This window comes from Thioclava pacifica DSM 10166, assembly GCF_000714535.1.
Classification (GTDB): Bacteria; Pseudomonadota; Alphaproteobacteria; order Rhodobacterales; family Rhodobacteraceae; genus Thioclava; species Thioclava pacifica.
The window spans coordinates 127,268-143,148 of record NZ_AUND01000023.1 but is presented as its reverse complement, the minus strand read 5'-3'; the positions used below and the strand labels follow the sequence as shown (position 1 = coordinate 143,148).

At 66.1% G+C, this 15,881-nt stretch carries 16 protein-coding genes; 8 read left to right on the top strand and 8 right to left on the bottom strand.

Annotated elements, in window-relative coordinates; genetic code table 11:
• Positions 1 to 3 precede the first annotated feature (3 nt).
• The 5 genes from TP2_RS09975 to TP2_RS09955 all read left to right on the top strand — a co-directional run bounded on the left by TP2_RS09975 (position 4) and on the right by TP2_RS09955 (position 7,419).
• Entirely contained in the window at positions 4 to 2,343 is a 2,340-nt protein-coding gene (locus TP2_RS09975) for an aldehyde dehydrogenase family protein (RefSeq protein WP_038076817.1), read from the top strand.
• A gap of 58 nt (positions 2,344 to 2,401) precedes the next feature.
• A complete protein-coding gene (locus tag TP2_RS09970; protein ID WP_038076814.1) occupies positions 2,402 to 3,412 on the top strand; it encodes a P1 family peptidase in 1,011 nt (336 codons plus the stop codon).
• Between the two features lie 34 nt (positions 3,413 to 3,446).
• Positions 3,447 to 4,925, top strand: a complete 1,479-nt coding sequence (locus TP2_RS09965; RefSeq protein WP_038076809.1) for an NAD-dependent succinate-semialdehyde dehydrogenase — start codon at positions 3,447 to 3,449, stop codon at positions 4,923 to 4,925.
• A 98-nt stretch (positions 4,926 to 5,023) separates the two neighbouring features.
• The gene (locus TP2_RS09960) at positions 5,024 to 6,427 is read left to right on the top strand and encodes a YcjX family GTP-binding protein (protein WP_051692451.1); all 1,404 of its coding nucleotides are present in this window, start codon (positions 5,024 to 5,026) and stop codon (positions 6,425 to 6,427) included.
• Positions 6,424 to 7,419, top strand: a complete 996-nt coding sequence (locus TP2_RS09955; RefSeq protein WP_038076806.1) for a YcjF family protein — start codon at positions 6,424 to 6,426, stop codon at positions 7,417 to 7,419. Before TP2_RS09960 ends, TP2_RS09955 begins: the two co-directional genes overlap by 4 nt.
• A gap of 88 nt (positions 7,420 to 7,507) precedes the next feature.
• Here the strand turns inward: TP2_RS09955 and TP2_RS09950 are convergent, their stop codons facing one another.
• The 4 genes from TP2_RS09950 to ruvC form a co-directional block, all read right to left on the bottom strand.
• On the bottom strand, positions 7,508 to 7,915 hold the full coding sequence (locus tag TP2_RS09950) for a group III truncated hemoglobin (protein ID WP_038076803.1): 408 nt from the start codon (positions 7,913 to 7,915) through the stop codon (positions 7,508 to 7,510).
• Positions 7,916 to 7,964: 49 nt separating this feature from the next.
• Positions 7,965 to 8,999 (bottom strand): Holliday junction branch migration DNA helicase RuvB, encoded by a 1,035-nt coding sequence (ruvB, locus tag TP2_RS09945; RefSeq protein ID WP_038077629.1) that lies wholly within the window; start codon positions 8,997 to 8,999, stop codon positions 7,965 to 7,967.
• An 89-nt stretch (positions 9,000 to 9,088) separates the two neighbouring features.
• Positions 9,089 to 9,757 carry a Holliday junction branch migration protein RuvA gene (gene ruvA, locus TP2_RS09940; protein WP_038076801.1) on the bottom strand — a complete coding sequence of 223 codons (669 nt, stop codon included), beginning with the start codon at positions 9,755 to 9,757 and terminating at the stop codon, positions 9,089 to 9,091.
• Positions 9,754 to 10,287, bottom strand: coding sequence for a crossover junction endodeoxyribonuclease RuvC (gene ruvC, locus TP2_RS09935; RefSeq protein WP_038076798.1), 534 nt, complete (start codon positions 10,285 to 10,287; stop codon positions 9,754 to 9,756). The genes ruvA and ruvC overlap by 4 nt, the downstream gene beginning before the upstream one ends.
• Before the next feature lie 216 nt (positions 10,288 to 10,503).
• Between ruvC and TP2_RS09930 the strand changes: the two genes are divergently transcribed.
• Positions 10,504 to 10,689, top strand: coding sequence for a DUF1127 domain-containing protein (locus TP2_RS09930; RefSeq protein WP_038076796.1), 186 nt, complete (start codon positions 10,504 to 10,506; stop codon positions 10,687 to 10,689).
• A 73-nt stretch (positions 10,690 to 10,762) separates the two neighbouring features.
• On the opposite strand, the gene TP2_RS09925 is transcribed toward TP2_RS09930, so the two are convergent.
• From TP2_RS09925 to TP2_RS09910, 4 genes are all read right to left on the bottom strand, one after another.
• Positions 10,763 to 11,110: a hypothetical protein gene (locus TP2_RS09925; RefSeq protein ID WP_038076793.1), complete on the bottom strand. Its 348-nt coding sequence runs from the start codon at positions 11,108 to 11,110 to the stop codon at positions 10,763 to 10,765.
• Between the two features lie 96 nt (positions 11,111 to 11,206).
• Positions 11,207 to 12,076: a 50S ribosomal protein L11 methyltransferase gene (locus TP2_RS09920; protein ID WP_038076790.1), complete on the bottom strand. Its 870-nt coding sequence runs from the start codon at positions 12,074 to 12,076 to the stop codon at positions 11,207 to 11,209.
• Positions 12,077 to 12,265: 189 nt separating this feature from the next.
• Positions 12,266 to 12,910, bottom strand: coding sequence for a peptide-methionine (S)-S-oxide reductase MsrA (gene msrA / locus TP2_RS09915; RefSeq protein ID WP_038076787.1), 645 nt, complete (start codon positions 12,908 to 12,910; stop codon positions 12,266 to 12,268).
• A gap of 58 nt (positions 12,911 to 12,968) precedes the next feature.
• Positions 12,969 to 14,204, bottom strand: coding sequence for an MFS transporter (locus tag TP2_RS09910; RefSeq protein ID WP_038076785.1), 1,236 nt, complete (start codon positions 14,202 to 14,204; stop codon positions 12,969 to 12,971).
• Between the two features lie 118 nt (positions 14,205 to 14,322).
• Between TP2_RS09910 and TP2_RS09905 the strand changes: the two genes are divergently transcribed.
• Positions 14,323 to 15,387, top strand: a complete 1,065-nt coding sequence (locus TP2_RS09905) for a YeeE/YedE family protein (RefSeq protein ID WP_038076784.1) — start codon at positions 14,323 to 14,325, stop codon at positions 15,385 to 15,387.
• Between the two features lie 104 nt (positions 15,388 to 15,491).
• Positions 15,492 to 15,872 (top strand): COG4315 family predicted lipoprotein, encoded by a 381-nt coding sequence (locus TP2_RS09900; RefSeq protein WP_038076778.1) that lies wholly within the window; start codon positions 15,492 to 15,494, stop codon positions 15,870 to 15,872.
• The last annotated feature ends 9 nt before the right edge of the window (positions 15,873 to 15,881 follow it).

Here is a 15,881-nt window from a genome sequence, read left to right as displayed (position 1 = left end):
AAGATGCCGACCGTGAAAGAAATCCTTGAGACGATGGATTATGGCCCCGCCCCCGAGAGTGCCTCGGAGGTGATGGCCTGGCTGAAGGACCGGGACGATTTCGGTCACTTCATCGATGGCGGCTTCACCAAGCCGGGCGATGGGTTCGCAACCGAGAACCCGGCCACGGGCGAGGTGCTGGCCAAGGTCACCCAAGGCAGCGCGCAGGATATCGAGGCCGCGGTGAAGGCCGCCCGCCGCGCCGCGCCGAAATGGGCGGGGCTCTCGGGCCATGAGCGCGCGAAATACCTCTACGCGATCGCGCGCCACCTGCAAAAACGCGCGCGCTTCCTCGCGGTGCTGGAAACGCTCGACAACGGCAAGCCGATCCGCGAGAGCCGCGACATCGACATCCCGCTGGCGATCCGCCACTTCTACCACCATGCGGGCTGGGCCGAACTGGTGGCCGAGGAATTCCCGAACCACGCGCCGCACGGCGTCTGCGGCCAGATCATCCCGTGGAACTTCCCGCTGCTGATGCTGGCCTGGAAAGTCGCACCCGCGCTGGCCGCCGGGAACACGGTCGTGCTGAAACCCGCCGAATACACGCCGCTGACCGCGCTGGCCTTCGCCGAGATCTGCGCCGAGATCGGCCTGCCCAAAGGCGTCGTGAACATCGTGACCGGCGACGGCGCGACCGGTGCGGCGCTGGTGGATGCAGAGGTCGACAAGATCGCCTTCACCGGCTCGACCGAGGTCGGCCGCATCATCCGTCGCGCCACCGCCGGGACGGGCAAGGCGCTGACGCTGGAGCTGGGCGGGAAATCCCCCTTCATCGTCTTCCCCGATGCCGATCTCGATGCCGCCGTCGAAGGCGTGGTCGATGCGATATGGTTCAACCAGGGGCAGGTCTGCTGCGCGGGCTCGCGCATCCTCGTCTCCGAGGCCGTGGCGCAGGAGTTCACCGCGCGGCTGACCGCGCGGCTGCACAAGCTGCGCGTGGGCGACCCGCTGGACAAATGCACCGATATGGGCGCGATCGTGCATCCGACCCAGCTGGCCCGCATCCGCGAGCTGGTCTCGCAAGGCGAGGCCGCAGGTGCGACGCTCGTCCAGCCCGAGACGCAACTGCCCGCGAAAGGCTCGTTCTTCGCGCCCGGCCTGCTGACCGGCGCGGAACCCGCGAACCCGGCCAGCGTCGAGGAGATCTTCGGCCCCGTCGCCACGCTCACGACCTTCCGCACCCCCGCCGAGGCCGTGCAACTGGCCAACACCACCCGCTACGGGCTGTCGGCCTCGATCTGGTCGGAGAACGTGACGCTCGCGATGGATATCGCGGCGCAGGTCAAGGCGGGCGTGGTCTGGATCAACTGCACCAACCAATTCGACGCGGGCGCCGGGTTTGGCGGGATGCGCGAAAGCGGCTTTGGCCGCGAGGGCGGGCGCGAGGGGATGCTGGCCTATCTCAAGACCCCCGAGCCGAAAGCGAAACCCGAAGCGAAGGCTCCCGATTTCGCCGCCCAACCCTCGCCTGACACCCCGAGTACCGCCACGATCGACCGCACGCCGAAGCTCTATATCGGCGGCAAACAGGCGCGCCCCGATAGCGGGCAAAGCTACACGATTGCCGTGAAGGGCCGCGAACTGGGCCTCGCCCCGCTCGGCTCTCGCAAGGACATTCGCAACGCGGTCGAGGCCGCGCATAAGGCCGGCGGCTGGGGCAAGCAGACCGGGCATAACCGGGCGCAGGTGCTCTATTACATCGCCGAGAACCTCGCCGCGCGCGCCGGGGAATTCGCAGCACGGCTGAAAGAGGCCGGCCATGACCCGAAAGAGGCCGAGGCCACCGTGCAGCGCGCCTTCTACTACGCCGCCTGGGCAGACAAGCTCGACGGCGCGGTGAAATCGACCCAAAGCGCCAAGGTGACCGTTGCGATGAACGAGCCCTGGGGCGTGATGGGCATTGCCTGCCCCGATGCGGCCCCGCTTCTGGGCTTCGCCTCGCTGGTGCTGCCCGCGATTGCGATGGGCAACCGCGTAATCGCGGTCCCGGCCCAGTCGATGCCGCTGATGGCCACCGACCTCTATCAGGTCTTCGACACCTCCGACCTGCCCGGCGGCGTGGTCAATATCGTCACCGGCCCGCGCGACGAGCTGGCCAAGACGCTCGCCCAGCACGACGATGTGGCGGCGATGTGGTATTGCGGCGGGCCCGAGGGCCGCGCGATGGTCGAGGCGGAAAGCGCCGGGAACCTGAAAGCGACCTGGGTGATGGAGAACCGTGACTGGGCGCAGGCGCAGGGCCGCGCGTTCCTGACCCGCGCGACCCAGATAAAAACGATCTGGGTGCCATACGGGGAGTGAGGGGGCGCTGCCCCCTCGGGCTTCGCCCTCACCCCCGGGATATTGGGAGCAGTTGGAAATGAGGGCCGGAACACGCAACCTGATCACCGATATCGCAGGGCTGCGCGTGGGTAATGCGCAGGATGAGGCCTTACGCTCAGGCGTGAGCGTGCTGATCGGCGAACGCCCCTTCACGGCCGCTGTGCAGGTCATGGGCGGCGCGCCCGGCACGCGCGAGAGCGACCTTCTGGCGCCCGACAAGCTGGTTCAGGAGGTCGATGCGCTCGTGCTCTCGGGCGGGTCGGCCTTCGGGCTGGCGTCTTGCGACGGGGTGATGGCGGGGCTGCGCGATCAGGGGCGCGGCTTTGCGGTGGGCGACCAGCGCGTGCCGATCGTGCCCGGCGCGATCGTCTTCGATCTGCTCAATGGCGGGGCGAAGGATTGGCGCGACAATCCCTATCCCGGGTTGGGCCGTGCGGCGCTGGAGCGGGCGGCGGAGGATTTCGAGATCGGCACCGCTGGCGCGGGCTATGGCGCGATGACCGGGACGCTGAAGGGCGGGCTTGGCTCCGCCTCGGCGGTTCTGGAGAGCGGGTTCACGGTCGGCGCCATGGTGGTGGTGAATGCGCTTGGCGCGGTGACGGTGGGCGAAGACGGACGCTTCTGGGCTGCGCCTTGGGAAATGGGCTGCGAATTCGGCGGTCTAGGAGCTGCGCGGAGCTATGCGCTCGGGTTTGAACCCGAACCGATGAAGCGACAGGGCGAGGCCACGACCATCGCGATCGTTGCGACCGACGCCACGCTGACCCAGGCGCAGGCGCAGCGCTTGGCGGTGGCGGCCCATGACGGGATGGCCCGCGCCATCGTGCCCTCGCATACGCTGCTCGACGGGGATCTCGTCTTTGCCGCCGCGACGGGGGAAAAGCCACTTACCGATCCAATCCGCGATCCGTTCCAGCTGGGCCATGCCGCTGCCTGCGTGCTGGCCCGGGCGATCGCGCGCGCCATCTATGAGGCCAGGCCCAAATCCGGCGATCTGCAACCTTGCTGGCAGAGCCGTTACGGAACACAGTCGCCGCCGGGGCATTGACCCGGTGAGACACCAATACCTTCGGGAGGACACCATGCTTGACGACAAGACTGATCTCAAATCCATCCTCAAGGACCCCTCGCTGCTCGCGACCAAAGCCTTCGTCGCGGGCGAATGGGTCGATGCCGATGACGGCACCACCTTCGAGGTCACCAACCCTGCGCGGGGCGACGTGATCTGCACCGTCCCCGATCTGGGCCGCGCCGAGACCGCCCGCGCCATCGAGGCCGCTCGCGTCGCGATGAAGGACTGGGCCGCGCGCACCGGCAAGGAACGCGCCGCCGTGCTGCGCAAATGGTATGACCTGATGATGGAGAACCAGGACGACCTCGGCGCGATCCTGACCGCCGAGATGGGAAAGCCCCTGGCCGAGGCGAAGGGCGAGATCGCCTATGGCGCGGGCTTCATCGAGTGGTTCGGCGAAGAGGCCAAGCGCGTCTATGGCGAGACCATCCCGGGCCATCAGCGCGACAAGCGGATCACCGTCATCAAGCAGCCGATCGGGGTCGCGGCCTCGATCACGCCGTGGAATTTCCCCAACGCGATGATCGCGCGCAAGGCGGGCCCGGCGCTGGCCGTGGGCTGCGGTTTCGTCTGTCGTCCGGCCTCCGAAACCCCGCTCTCTGCGCTCGCGATGGCGGTGCTGGGCGAGCGCGCGGGTCTGCCGAAGGGGATCCTGTCGGTGATCACCTCGGGCAAGGCTTCCGATATCGGCAAGGAGTTTTGCGAGAACCATACCGTGCGCAAGCTGACCTTCACCGGCTCGACCGAGGTCGGCCGCATCCTGCTGCGTCAGGCCGCCGATCAGGTGATGAAATGCTCGATGGAGCTGGGCGGCAACGCGCCCTTCATCGTCTTTGACGACGCCGATCTCGACGCTGCCGTGCAGGGCGCGATGGCCTCGAAATTCCGCAATAACGGGCAGACCTGCGTCTGCGCGAACCGGATCTATGTGCAGGCCGGGGTCTATGACGCTTTCGCCGAAAAACTCGCCAAGGCGGTCGAGGCGCTGAAAGTGGGCGACGGTCTCGACGAGGGCACAGAGGCCGGGCCGCTCATCAACGAAGAGGCCGTCGAGAAGGTGCAGGAGCATATCAAGGACGTGCTCGACCGGGGCGGCGCGGTCGTCACCGGCGGCGAACGGCACGAGATGGGCGGCACGTTCTTCAAGCCGACCGTGCTGACCGGGGTGACGCAGGACGCCAAGGTCTCGCATGAGGAAACCTTCGGCCCCGTGGCGCCGCTCTTCAAGTTCGAGACCGAGGAGGAAGCCATCGAGAAGGCCAACGCCACGATCTTCGGCCTCGCGAGCTATTTCTACGCCCGCGATATCGGCCGCATCACACGCGTGCAGGAAGGGCTCGAATACGGGATCGTCGGGGTGAATACCGGCATCATCTCGACCGAGGTCGCACCCTTCGGCGGGGTCAAGCAATCGGGGCTGGGTCGCGAGGGCAGCCATCACGGGATCGAGGATTACCTCGAGATGAAATATATCTGCCTCGCGGTCTGAGGTGGAACAGGCAGAGGGCGGGGCACAATCCCGCCCTCTCTTTTATTAGTGCCCTCCGCCGCTTATCTTGACTGCAACGAGAGCGAGAGAGGCATCCTTTGGGCATTTCCGACATTGCGGACGGGATCACGCGCGGGATCGAGGGCATCGGCCATTCGGTTTCCGAGGCGCTGTTCGAACCGGTGATCCGGCTCGGCGTGACGGGGCTGTCGCGCGCGGGCAAGACGGTGTTCATCACCTCGCTGGTTGCGAACCTGCTCGACCGGGGGCGTATGCCCGCGCTGGGGGCGGCCTCGGATATCACGGCGGCCTTCCTGCAGCCGCAGCCCGACGATACCGTGCCGCGTTTCGACTATGAAAGCCACCTCGCCGCGCTGACCGGCCCGTCGCCGCATTGGCCCGAGGGGACGCGCGCGGTCTCGGAACTGAGGCTCTCCTTCCGTATCCAGCCGCGCGGCATGCTGGGCGCCGTGCGTGGCCCGCGCGTCGTGCATCTCGACATCGTCGATTACCCCGGCGAATGGCTGCTCGATCTGGGGCTGATGGACAAAAGCTATGCCGAGTGGTCGGCCGAGGTGCTGGCCCGCCTGCCGAACCGCCCGCAAGGCGCGGGCTATCTGGCGCAGGCCGGGGCGGCGGATGGCGCGGCCGAGTTCACCGAGCCGCTGGCCAAGGCGCTCGCCGCCGGTTTCACCGACTATCTGGTCGAGGCACGGAAGGCAGGCTTTTCCGACTGCACCCCGGGCCGCTTCCTGCTGCCCGGAGAGATGGCGGGATCACCCGCCCTGACCTTCGCGCCGCTGCCCGAAGGCGCGGCCCCTCGCGGCTCGCTGCGCCGCGAGATGGAACGCCGCTACGACGCCTATAAGCGCGAGGTGGTCAAACCCTTCTTCCGCGACCATTTCGCCAAGATCGACCGGCAGGTGGTGCTGGTCGATGTGCTGGGCGCGATCCATGCCGGCCCCGCAGCCCTTGATGATCTGCGCCAGTCGATGGCCGATATTCTGGCGGCCTTCCGCCCCGGTCGCGCCGGGTGGCTGACCTCGCTTCTGGGCGGCAAACGGGTCGAGAAGATCCTCTTCGCTGCCACTAAGGCCGACCATCTGCACCACACGCAACATGCCCGCCTCACCGCGATCACCGGGGCGCTTTTGCGCGAGGCCAAGGACCGCGCCGATTTCGCGGGCGCCAAGACGCTGGCGCTTTCCATCGCCGCGCTGCGCACCACGACCGAAGAGGTCATCACCCATGACGGGGCCGAGCTCCAGGCCGTGCGCGGTCGGCTTGAGGGCGGCAAATCCGTGGCGCTCTATCCCGGCGAATTGCCCGCCGATCCGGCGCAGCTTCTCTCGCCCGCCGCCCAGGGCGCCGCGAACTGGCTCGACGAGGATTATGCGATCATGAATTTCGCCCCCGCTCCGGTGATCCTCAAACCGGGCGAAGGCCCGCCGCATATCCGGCTCGACCGCGCGGCCGATTTCCTGATCGGGGACAAGCTATGAGAAAACCGGTGATGATCGAGATCGAGGACGCACCCTCGCCCGCCGAGGCCGCGCCGATCGAAGATGCGCCCTTGGGCGAAGAGCGCCTCGAAGGCCGCGCCATGCAGATCGCGACCCGGCTCGGCGCGCGCCGAACCTCCCCCATCGTGCGCTTCTTCTGGCGCGCGACGGTGGCGCTGGTGGGCTTCCTGATTTCGGTCGCGCTCTGGCGTTTCATCGACGGGCTCTTCGCCACCCACCCGATCCTCGGCTGGATCGGCACCGGGCTTGTCGCGGCCTTCGCGCTGGCCGCGCTGCTGATCGCCGCGCGCGAGATCGCCGCCTTCTCGCGACTGGCGCGGCTCGACAAGGTTCATAAGGAAGTCTCCGAGGCGCTGACCACCGACGACCTCAGCCGCGCCCGCAAGGTTGTCACCCATGTCTCCGGCCTCTACGCCGCCCGCCCCGAGATGGACTGGGCACGCAAGCGGCTGGCTGAGCGCTCCGACGAAGTGCTCGACACCGAGACGCTGATGGGGCTGGCCGAGGCCGAGCTGATGGCCCCGCTCGACGCTGCCGCCCGGCTGGAGATCGAGGCCGCCGCACGCACCGTCGCCACGGTCACCGCGATCGTCCCGCTGGCGCTCGCGGATGTCTTCACCGCGCTTACCGCGAACCTGCGGATGATCCGGCGCATCGCGGAAATCTATGGCGGGCGTGCGGGCTCTCTGGGCTCGATCCGGCTGGCCCGAACCGTGATGACCCATCTCGTTGCCACCGGCGCGGTCGCGGCGGGCGACGACCTGATCGAGACCGTCACCGGCGGCCATCTCGTCTCGAAACTCTCGCGCCGCTTCGGCGAAGGCGTCATCAACGGCGCGCTGACCGCGCGCGTCGGTATCGCGGCCCTCGAAGTCTGCCGCCCCATGCCCTTCCGCAAGCTGCAAAAGCCGCGCGTGACGAACCTGATCGGACGCTCGCTGACGGGCGTCTTCGGCAAGAAAGACGACTAACCCTTCTTCTTGATCAAAATATCTCGGGGGGCGCGTCAGCGCGGGGGCAGAGCCCCCTCTCACTTGAGCTTGCGCGCCTGCGCGCGGGTCACTTCAGCTTCGGAATTCCACCCGAAAAAGTCTCGCGTTCGACCACGCCTTGGCGCAGGCTCATCCCGATCCGGTGCGCCAGCGCCGACCAGCCCTCGGCCTGCGCGGGCGAAAGCTCCGCGCGCAGCACCTTGTCGAATTCCGCAAGCCAGGTCGAGAACATCCCCGGGCGCACATTGCCCGCCGCGCGATGGACCTGCATCGGCGAGCCGTCATAGCCCGGCTTGCGCAGGATCGCGTTCTTCCAGAACCGCGCGACCTTCGCCTCGTGTTCCGGCCAGTCCTCGACATGCGCCGCGAAAACGGGTCCGAGCATCGAATGACCGCGCACCCGTTCGTAGAACCGGGTCACGACGCGGTCGATCTCGTCTTCGGAAATGTCGATGCGGGCCAAGGGGGTGCTCATGAGGCGCAGATAGGCCGGGCGGGCGCGGCGATCAAGCGGACAGCTTGCCTCACCCGTCGCCGAAGAGGTCCGTCTGCGGCGCGGCGGGACACGGCGCTTCCAGCCCCAGATGCCGCCAGGCGCGCGCCCCGAGCATCCGGCCGCGCGGCGTGCGGCTGATCAGACCCTGTTGCAGCAGGTAAGGCTCGATGACTTCTTCGATCGCGTCGCGCGCCTCGGATAGCGCGGCCGAAAGCGTCTCCACCCCCACCGGGCCGCCGCCGTAATGCTCGGCCATCAGCATCATGTAACGCCGGTCGGCCCCATCGAGACCCAGATTGTCGACACCGAGCCGTGTCAGCGCCCGGTCCGCGATCTCGCGGGTGAGCCGTCCGTCGCCCTCGACCAGTGCGAAATCGACGACCCGGCGCAGCAGGCGTCCCGCGATGCGCGGAGTGCCACGGGCGCGCTTGGCGATCTCGCGCGTGCCCGCAGGATCGGCGGGAATACCCAGCAGCCGCGCGCCGCGCGAGACGATCAGATCGAGCTCGTCCTCAGTGTAGAATTGCAGCCGGGTCGGAATACCGAACCGGTCGCGCAGAGGCGTGGTCAGCAGGCCGAGCCGCGTGGTCGCGCCGACCAGCGTGAAGGGCTGCAGCTCGATGCGCACGGTGCGCGCGGCCGGGCCTTCGCCAATCACCAGATCGAGCTCGAAATCCTCCATCGCGGGATAGAGCACCTCTTCGACGGCCGGGTTCATCCGGTGGATCTCGTCGATGAAGAGCACGTCACGCGCTTCGAGGTTCGTCAGGATCGCGGCCAGATCGCCCGCCTTGGCCAGAACCGGGCCCGAGGTCATCTTGAAATTCACGCCCAGCTCGCGCGCCATGATCTGAGCGAGCGTCGTCTTGCCCAGACCGGGGGGGCCATGGAATAGCGTGTGATCCATCGCCTGCCCACGCATCTTCGCGCTTTCGATGAAGACACGCAGGTTGGCACGGGCTTCGGCCTGACCGACGAATTCCTCCAGAGCCTGCGGACGCAGGGCGCGGTCGGCATCTTCGGGCAGGCGCTCGGGCCGCAGGGTTGGGTCGGGTTCGCTCATCATCATCTACTGTCGCGCCTTTGGAGAGGCGGGGCAAGCGGGGGCTCTGCCCCCTGCACCCCCGAGATATTTAGATCAAGAAGAAGGGGTCAATCCTTTGGAGCCAGAAGCCGCAGGGCCGCCCGGATGAGTTTCGCGGTATCTGTGACCTCCGGGTCGTCGCTGGCCTGAGCCACGGCGCCTGCCGCATCCGAAGGCGCATAGCCGAGATTGGTCAGCGCCGAGATTGCCTCGGCGGTGAAATTCACCTTCGGTTGGACAGCGGGCGCAGGTTTCCTGGCAGGCTTTCTCGCAGGAGCGTCCTCGATCACGTCGGGAGCAGCATCTACGGTCAGCTCTGCGCCCATCGCCATCACCGTGGGAGCTTTCTCTTTCAGCTCCATCACCACGCGCTGCGCGAGTTTCGGGCCGACGCCGGGCGCAGATTTCACCGCAGACCAGTCGCCCAGCGCGATCGCGCGGCCCAGACCTTCTGCGCCGAGCGTGCCGAGGATCGCGAGCGAGGCTTTCGCGCCGATCCCCTGCACGGAGGTCAGCAGCCGGTGCCATTCCTTTTCCAAGAGCGTCGGGAAGCCGAAGAGCTGCAACAGGTCCTCGCGCACCAGAAGGTCGGTATAGAGCGCGCAGGCCTCGCCCACGGGCGGCAGCGATTGCGCGGTGCGCTGGCTGACATGGACGATATAGCCCACGCCACGCACGTCGATCATGACGTGATCGAGCGCACGGTGAATGATGATGCCTGCGATGCGACCGATCATGCGCGCCTCCGTTGCGAGGTGCCGAGAGCTGCGCGCGAGAGTTGCGCCGCGTTCATGCGGGCCGCCGATTGCAGGTGGAAGGCGTGGCAGATCGCGATGGCGAGCGCGTCGGCCGCGTCCGGGCCTTCGAATGTCACGCCGGGAAGCTGGTGGCGTACCATGTGCTGCACCTGGACCTTGTCGGCGTGACCGACACCCACGACCGTTTTCTTGATCGCGTTCGGGGCATATTCACCGACCTCGAGCCCCGCCTGCGCGGGCGCAAGCAGCGCTATGCCGCGCGCTTGACCCAGCTTCAGCGTTGCCACGGCGTCCTTGTTGACGAAGGTCTGTTCGACAGCGGCAGCCTGAGGCGCGTGGGTGGCGATCACCGCCGTCAGCCCCTCATGCAGCACAAGCAGGCGACGTGCCAAATCCTTGCCTTCGGAATGGAGGATGCCGTTCGCGACGTGGCGCAGCCGCGAGCCCTCCATCTCGATCACGCCCCATCCGAGGTTGCGCAATCCCGGATCGATCCCGATCACCCGCATCCAGCTCGTGCCCCGCTTTGTTTTCGTTGTTCCACGATTAGCACGAAAAGTGAACATCGGCCAGAGGCATGCGTGCAGTGGCCGCCGAGCTCATGCGATTCCTGCATGGCGGGGCTGTCGAAACTGCGATTGTTTTCACAAACCGCCCATCATATCTGCGGTTCAGAAAGTGAAATGACCGAAACTTGAGCAGTTTGTGAACGAAGGAACCTCCCCATGTCCTCGATCGATATCAACGCCCGCATGTCGCGCAATGTGCGTCTGGGCTTCATCTCCTCGGTGATCGCCGCGCTCCATGACTGGAACGATGCCCGCGTGACCCGCAAGGCGCTGTCGAAACTCTCCGACCGTGCGCTGGACGATATCGGCCTGACGCGGTTCGATGTGGCGCATATGCGCTGAACCGCCTTCTGGCGATGCGAAAAGGGCTGCACCGGCAACGGCGCGGCCCTTTTTCATGTTCCGGTGATGCCGATCAGTGCAACAGCGGCCAGATCATCCGGGCGATCATCTGCGTCGCCGGATCCGCATGCATCACCCAGGCGCCGATCTGCTCGAAGACCGAGCCTTCGGCGAGACTCGTGACGCGCGCGGTGTAATCCTCCTGCCCGACCTCTGCCAGCATCAGTCCCTTGAAGAGGAGCACCCCGGCCAGAAGCAGCGCGATGCCGCGCAGAGGAATGGTACGGCGGGCCTTGGGGCGAACAGAATCAAAATAGCTGCGCCCGAGCGAGCCACTGGCTTCGAAAGCGCCACCGGCCTGATGGATCTGGTCGATCCGGTGCAGGCGTTTTTCAAACTCGTTGAACTGTGGATCGCGCATCGCTGTTCTCACTGACTAATCAAGCCCCGACAGACCGGAGCCTATGAGAACAGGGTAAAACGAAACTTACCGCAATCTGAGCGAATTTGTGGCAGATTATCCCCGCCGCATCACCAATGTCGTCCAATCGCCGAACTCCTTGCGCGAATGGAGAACAAAGCCTTGGGTTTCATAGGCGGCGATCACTTCATCGGCCTGCTCGTTGAGCAAACCGCTCAGGATCACGAAGCCCGATTCGGCACAGTGACGGGCCATATCGGGGGCGAGCGAAACAAGCGGGCCTTTGAGGATATTGGCAAAAATCAGATCATAGGGCGCCGCCTGTTCGAGCTGCGGGTGGTTGAACCCGGCCGCCTCGAGGCAGATCACACGCCCCTCAAGATCATTGAGCGCAACATTGGCCGCCGCCGTCTCGACCGCGACCGGGTCGATATCGGAGGCCAGAACCGGCTCCGGCCAGAGCTTTGCTGCCGCCATCGCAAGCACCGCCGTGCCGCACCCGATATCGGCGACCTTGTGGAATGCATGGCCTTCGGTGGCGAGTTGATCGAGGGCACTCAGGCAGCCTGACGTGGTGCCGTGATGGCCGGTTCCGAAGGCCATCGCCGCATCGATGCGCAGAGCCACCGCATCGGCGGGCACCTTGTCTGCATCGTGGCTGCCATAGAGGAAGAAGCGACCCGCCTGCACCGGAGCGAGCTCACGCCGAACATGGGCGACCCAATCGGTTTCGGGCAGTTCCGAGACCGCGAAGGGTTGTGCGCCATGGGCGATCGCCAGCAGGTCAAGTGCGACCCCATCGGGTTCCTCGAGGAAATAACCCGACACCTCGTAGCGCCCCGATCCGTCCTCGATCTCGAACACGCCGGTGCCGTAGGGGCCGGGATCCAGATCCTCGAGCCGCTGCGACAGCGCCTCGGCCGCGTCGCGACTGGCCAGCGTGGTGAAGGCGGTGAAGGTGGTCATGGGCGCGCTCCTCGGGATGGGTTGCGCCGGGATTAGGGCCGCAGGCGAGACGCGTCAAGCGCGGGAGGGGCACTGCCCCGCTCCTGCGGGCCCTTCGCTTGCGCTCCGGGCATTCGGCGGGGCGTCCTTGCACTGGAAGGCTGCAAATCCCGCCTCACCCCCCGGGATATTTGGGTCAAGAAGAAGGGATCAGGCCTTGAGCCCGATCGGGCAGCTCACGCCGGTTCCGCCAATGCCACAATAACCGGCGGGGTTCTTCTCCAGATATTGCTGGTGGTAATCCTCGGCATAGTAGAAGGGCGGGGCGTCGATGATCTCGGTGGTGATCGCGCCATAGCCAGCCTGCGAAAGGCGCTCGGCATAGGCCGCGCGCGAGGCCTCGGCCGCTTCGGCCTGTGCGGGGGTGTAGGTGTAGATGCCCGAGCGATATTGCGTGCCGCGATCATTGCCCTGGCGCATTCCTTGCGTGGGGTCGTGGTTTTCCCAGAACACCCGCAGCAGGTCGTCATACGAAACCTTGGCGGGGTCATAGATCACGCGCACCACCTCGTTATGGCCGGTCATGCCGGTGCAGACCTCGCGATAGGTGGGGTTTGGCGTGTGACCGCCCGCATAGCCGACCATGCTCAGCCAGACGCCCTCGGTGTTCCAGAAGATCCGCTCGACGCCCCAGAAACAGCCCATGCCGAACATCGCCTCTTCCATGCCCTCGGGCACGGGCGCGCGCAGGTCGCGGCCCCAGAGGAAATGCGGCTCGGCAAGAGGCATCGCCTCGGGGCGGCCGGGCAGTGCTTCGGATTTCGAGGGGATAGTGGCAGGTTTTCCAAACAGCATGGCGGATCTCCCTATTCGCGCCCCTTTCAGATAGGCCGGGCGCGCGGGGATTTCCAGATCAGGCAGGCACCGGGCCGAGACCTTGCAAGACCGTCTCGTAGCCTTTCGAGGGGTGACGCGGCACCAGAAGCGCGAGCCCCAGCGAGACCACGGCCATCCCGGCTGCCAGCCCGAACACCGCGCCGGGCGAGACCATCCAGAGATAGCCCAGCGTCGCGGGCAGGAACACGGCGGCGATATGGTTGATCGTGAAGGCCACGGCGGCGGTCGGCGCGATATCCTGCGGATCGCAGATCTTCTGGAAATAGGTCTTCTGCGCGAAGGCCAGCGCGAACAGCAGGTGGTCGATCACGTAAAGCGCGGCGGCCAGCCACAGCCCCCAGCCGAACCAGTAGATCCCGCCATAGGCGAGGAAGAGCAGCGTCAGGCCGGTATATTCGAAGACCAGCGCGCGGCGCTCTCCGAAGCGCCCGACGAACCGACCCATCGCAGGGGCGGCGGCCATATTGACCGCGAAATTGATCAGGAACAGCGCCGAGATCTCATCGACCCGCAGGCCAAACCGCTCGACCATCATGAAGGCCGCGAAGACGACGAAGATCTGCCGCCGCGCCCCCGCCATGAAGGTGATCGCGTAATAGAGCCAGTAGCGCTTGCGCAGCACGAATTTCTTCGATTGCGGTTCGCGGGTGTGGAATTGCGGATAGATCAGCGCCGCGGCCCCGATCATCACCATCGTCGTCAGCCCCGCCGCCGCATAGACGAATTCGTAGCTGAGGTTGAAGGTCTTCCAGGTCAGCACCAACAGCGCATAGGCCGCCAGCGACGCGCCCGAACCGATCGCCACGATCCGTCCCAGCGTCTGCGGCGCCTCCGACTTGTCGATCCATTGCAGCTGGAGCGACTGGTTTACCGCCTGGAAATAGTGAAACCCGATCGAGGAGAGCAGCGTCACGATGATCAGCCCGGCAAAACTCGGGAACAGCGCGGTCACCGCCGTCGCCGCGCCCAGCAGCAGCAGCGACAGGATCGCCAGCGTCTGCTCGCGCATCACCCAGAGCACCACGATCACCCCGATCGCAAGGAAGCCCGGCACTTCGCGGAAACTCTGCAGCCAGCCGATATCGACCCCGTCGAAATTCACCACGTCGATGACGAAGTTATTGAGCAGCGCCGACCATGTCGCGAAGGAAATCGGCATCGCCGCCGCCATGACGTAGAGAAGGGCCTCGGGCCTGCGCCAGCGCGGCAGGGTGTGGGCCTCGTCGAGATGGACGTCGCGCAGTTTGATCATGCGCACCTTAGACGCGAAGCCTTACGCTCGGGCAAGGACGCATAGGTGCATTCTGATACAGATCAATGTGCATTTCTGTGGAATCTGTCAAAAACCGCCCGCGAACGGGAGATCTGCCATGGACATCATCGAGCTTGTAGAACGGATTGGCGAAGGGCCGACGGCCGCTGTTTTCGGCCTGATCACCGGGCTGATTTTCGGGGTCGCGGCGCAACGCTCGAATTTCTGCCTGCGTGCGGCGACTGTGGAATTCGCCCGCGGCAAGCTCGGCGGCAAGGTCGCGGTCTGGTTCCTGACCTTCTCGACCGCGCTCGTCTGGGTGCAATCGGCGCAGCTTATGGGCCTGTTCCGTCAAGCTGACAGCCGGGTGATGTCGGTGCCGGGCTCGTGGTCGGGCGCGATCATCGGAGGGCTTCTCTTCGGCGTGGGCATGGTACTCTCGCGCGGCTGTTCGGGCCGTCTGCTGGTGCTGGCGGCGACGGGCAATCTGCGCTCTGTCGTCTCGGGGCTGATCTTTGCCGTGACCGCCACGATGAGCCTCAAGGGGATTCTCGCGCCCGTGCGTGACAAGCTCGCGAGCCTCTGGATCACCGGGGCGGAGAACGTGAATATCCTCGCCGCGCTGCACCTGCCCGACTGGACGGGGCTTGCCGTGGGCATCGTCTTCGCCATCGCGGGCATGTATCTCGCCGCGCGCAACCAGATCGGGGTGAAGACCTGGATCTTTGCCTCGGGTGTCGGATTTGCCGTGGCCGTGGGCTGGGTTCTGACCTTCACGCTGAGCCAGGTCGCCTTTGAGCCGGTCCCGGTCAATTCGGTCACCTTCTCGGGCCCCTCGGCCAACACGCTTCTGTTCTTCCTCGATCGCGGCGCGGTGCTGGAATTCGATGTCGGCCTCGTGCCCGGCGTGGTGCTTGGTGCCTTTCTCAGCTCGCTCGCCGCGCGCCAGTTCGCCTGGCAGGCCTTCGATTCCGTGCCGGTGATGCGGCGTTCGATGATCGGCGCGGTGCTGATGGGCTTCGGCGCGATGCTCGCGGGCGGCTGCGCGATCGGCAACGGCGTGACGGGCACCTCGGTTCTGGCGGGCACGGCGTGGCTGGCGCTCTTTTGCATGTGGATCGGCGCGATGCTCACCGATTTCCTGCTCGACCAGCGCGCGATGACCCCCGCCGAGGCCTGCTGAAACTTTTTTCTGCAAAGACGGGATTATTCCTGCCCCTGTCGCGTCATTGCTATCGGGTCCCACAAGAACGGGCCCGATACGCATCACCGACAAGGAGCCAAGAAATGACTTTCCGTTCGCTGACCCTGCCGCTCGCATTCGCGCTGAGCCTGCCCGCAGCATTGGCCATGGCCGCCCCGACGATGACCGCCGCAAGCGGCAAGGGCAACATTCTGACCGATGACGCCGGGATGACCCTCTATATCTTCGACAAGGACGCCAACAGCCGCTCGGCCTGCAATGGCGACTGCGCCACCAAATGGCCGCCGCTCGCCGCCTCGACGGGTGACAAGCCCACGGGCGACTACGCGATCATCGCCCGTGATGACGGCACGCTGCAATGGAGCTACAAGGGCAAACCGCTCTATGCGTGGTTCAAGGACGCGAAACCGGGCGATCTGACAGGCGATGGCGTCAACGGTGTGTGGCACCTCGCGCGGCCCTGACGCGAGGAC

Excerpts from the sequence above, each read along its gene's own strand:
- TP2_RS09975 (WP_038076817.1), top strand. The coding sequence starts at position 4 with ATGCCGACCGTGAAAGAAATCCTTGAGACGATGGATTATGGCCCCGCC.
- TP2_RS09970 (WP_038076814.1), top strand. The coding sequence starts at position 2,402 with ATGAGGGCCGGAACACGCAACCTGATCACCGATATCGCAGGGCTGCGC.
- TP2_RS09965 (WP_038076809.1), top strand. The coding sequence starts at position 3,447 with ATGCTTGACGACAAGACTGATCTCAAATCCATCCTCAAGGACCCCTCG.
- TP2_RS09955 (WP_038076806.1), top strand. The coding sequence starts at position 6,424 with ATGAGAAAACCGGTGATGATCGAGATCGAGGACGCACCCTCGCCCGCC.
- TP2_RS09950 (WP_038076803.1), bottom strand. The coding sequence starts at position 7,915 with ATGAGCACCCCCTTGGCCCGCATCGACATTTCCGAAGACGAGATCGAC.
- ruvB (WP_038077629.1), bottom strand. The coding sequence starts at position 8,999 with ATGAGCGAACCCGACCCAACCCTGCGGCCCGAGCGCCTGCCCGAAGAT.
- ruvA (WP_038076801.1), bottom strand. The coding sequence starts at position 9,757 with ATGATCGGTCGCATCGCAGGCATCATCATTCACCGTGCGCTCGATCAC.
- ruvC (WP_038076798.1), bottom strand. The coding sequence starts at position 10,287 with ATGCGGGTGATCGGGATCGATCCGGGATTGCGCAACCTCGGATGGGGC.
- TP2_RS09930 (WP_038076796.1), top strand. The coding sequence starts at position 10,504 with ATGTCCTCGATCGATATCAACGCCCGCATGTCGCGCAATGTGCGTCTG.
- TP2_RS09925 (WP_038076793.1), bottom strand. The coding sequence starts at position 11,110 with ATGCGCGATCCACAGTTCAACGAGTTTGAAAAACGCCTGCACCGGATC.
- TP2_RS09920 (WP_038076790.1), bottom strand. The coding sequence starts at position 12,076 with ATGACCACCTTCACCGCCTTCACCACGCTGGCCAGTCGCGACGCGGCC.
- msrA (WP_038076787.1), bottom strand. The coding sequence starts at position 12,910 with ATGCTGTTTGGAAAACCTGCCACTATCCCCTCGAAATCCGAAGCACTG.
- TP2_RS09910 (WP_038076785.1), bottom strand. The coding sequence starts at position 14,204 with ATGATCAAACTGCGCGACGTCCATCTCGACGAGGCCCACACCCTGCCG.
- TP2_RS09905 (WP_038076784.1), top strand. The coding sequence starts at position 14,323 with ATGGACATCATCGAGCTTGTAGAACGGATTGGCGAAGGGCCGACGGCC.
- TP2_RS09900 (WP_038076778.1), top strand. The coding sequence starts at position 15,492 with ATGACTTTCCGTTCGCTGACCCTGCCGCTCGCATTCGCGCTGAGCCTG.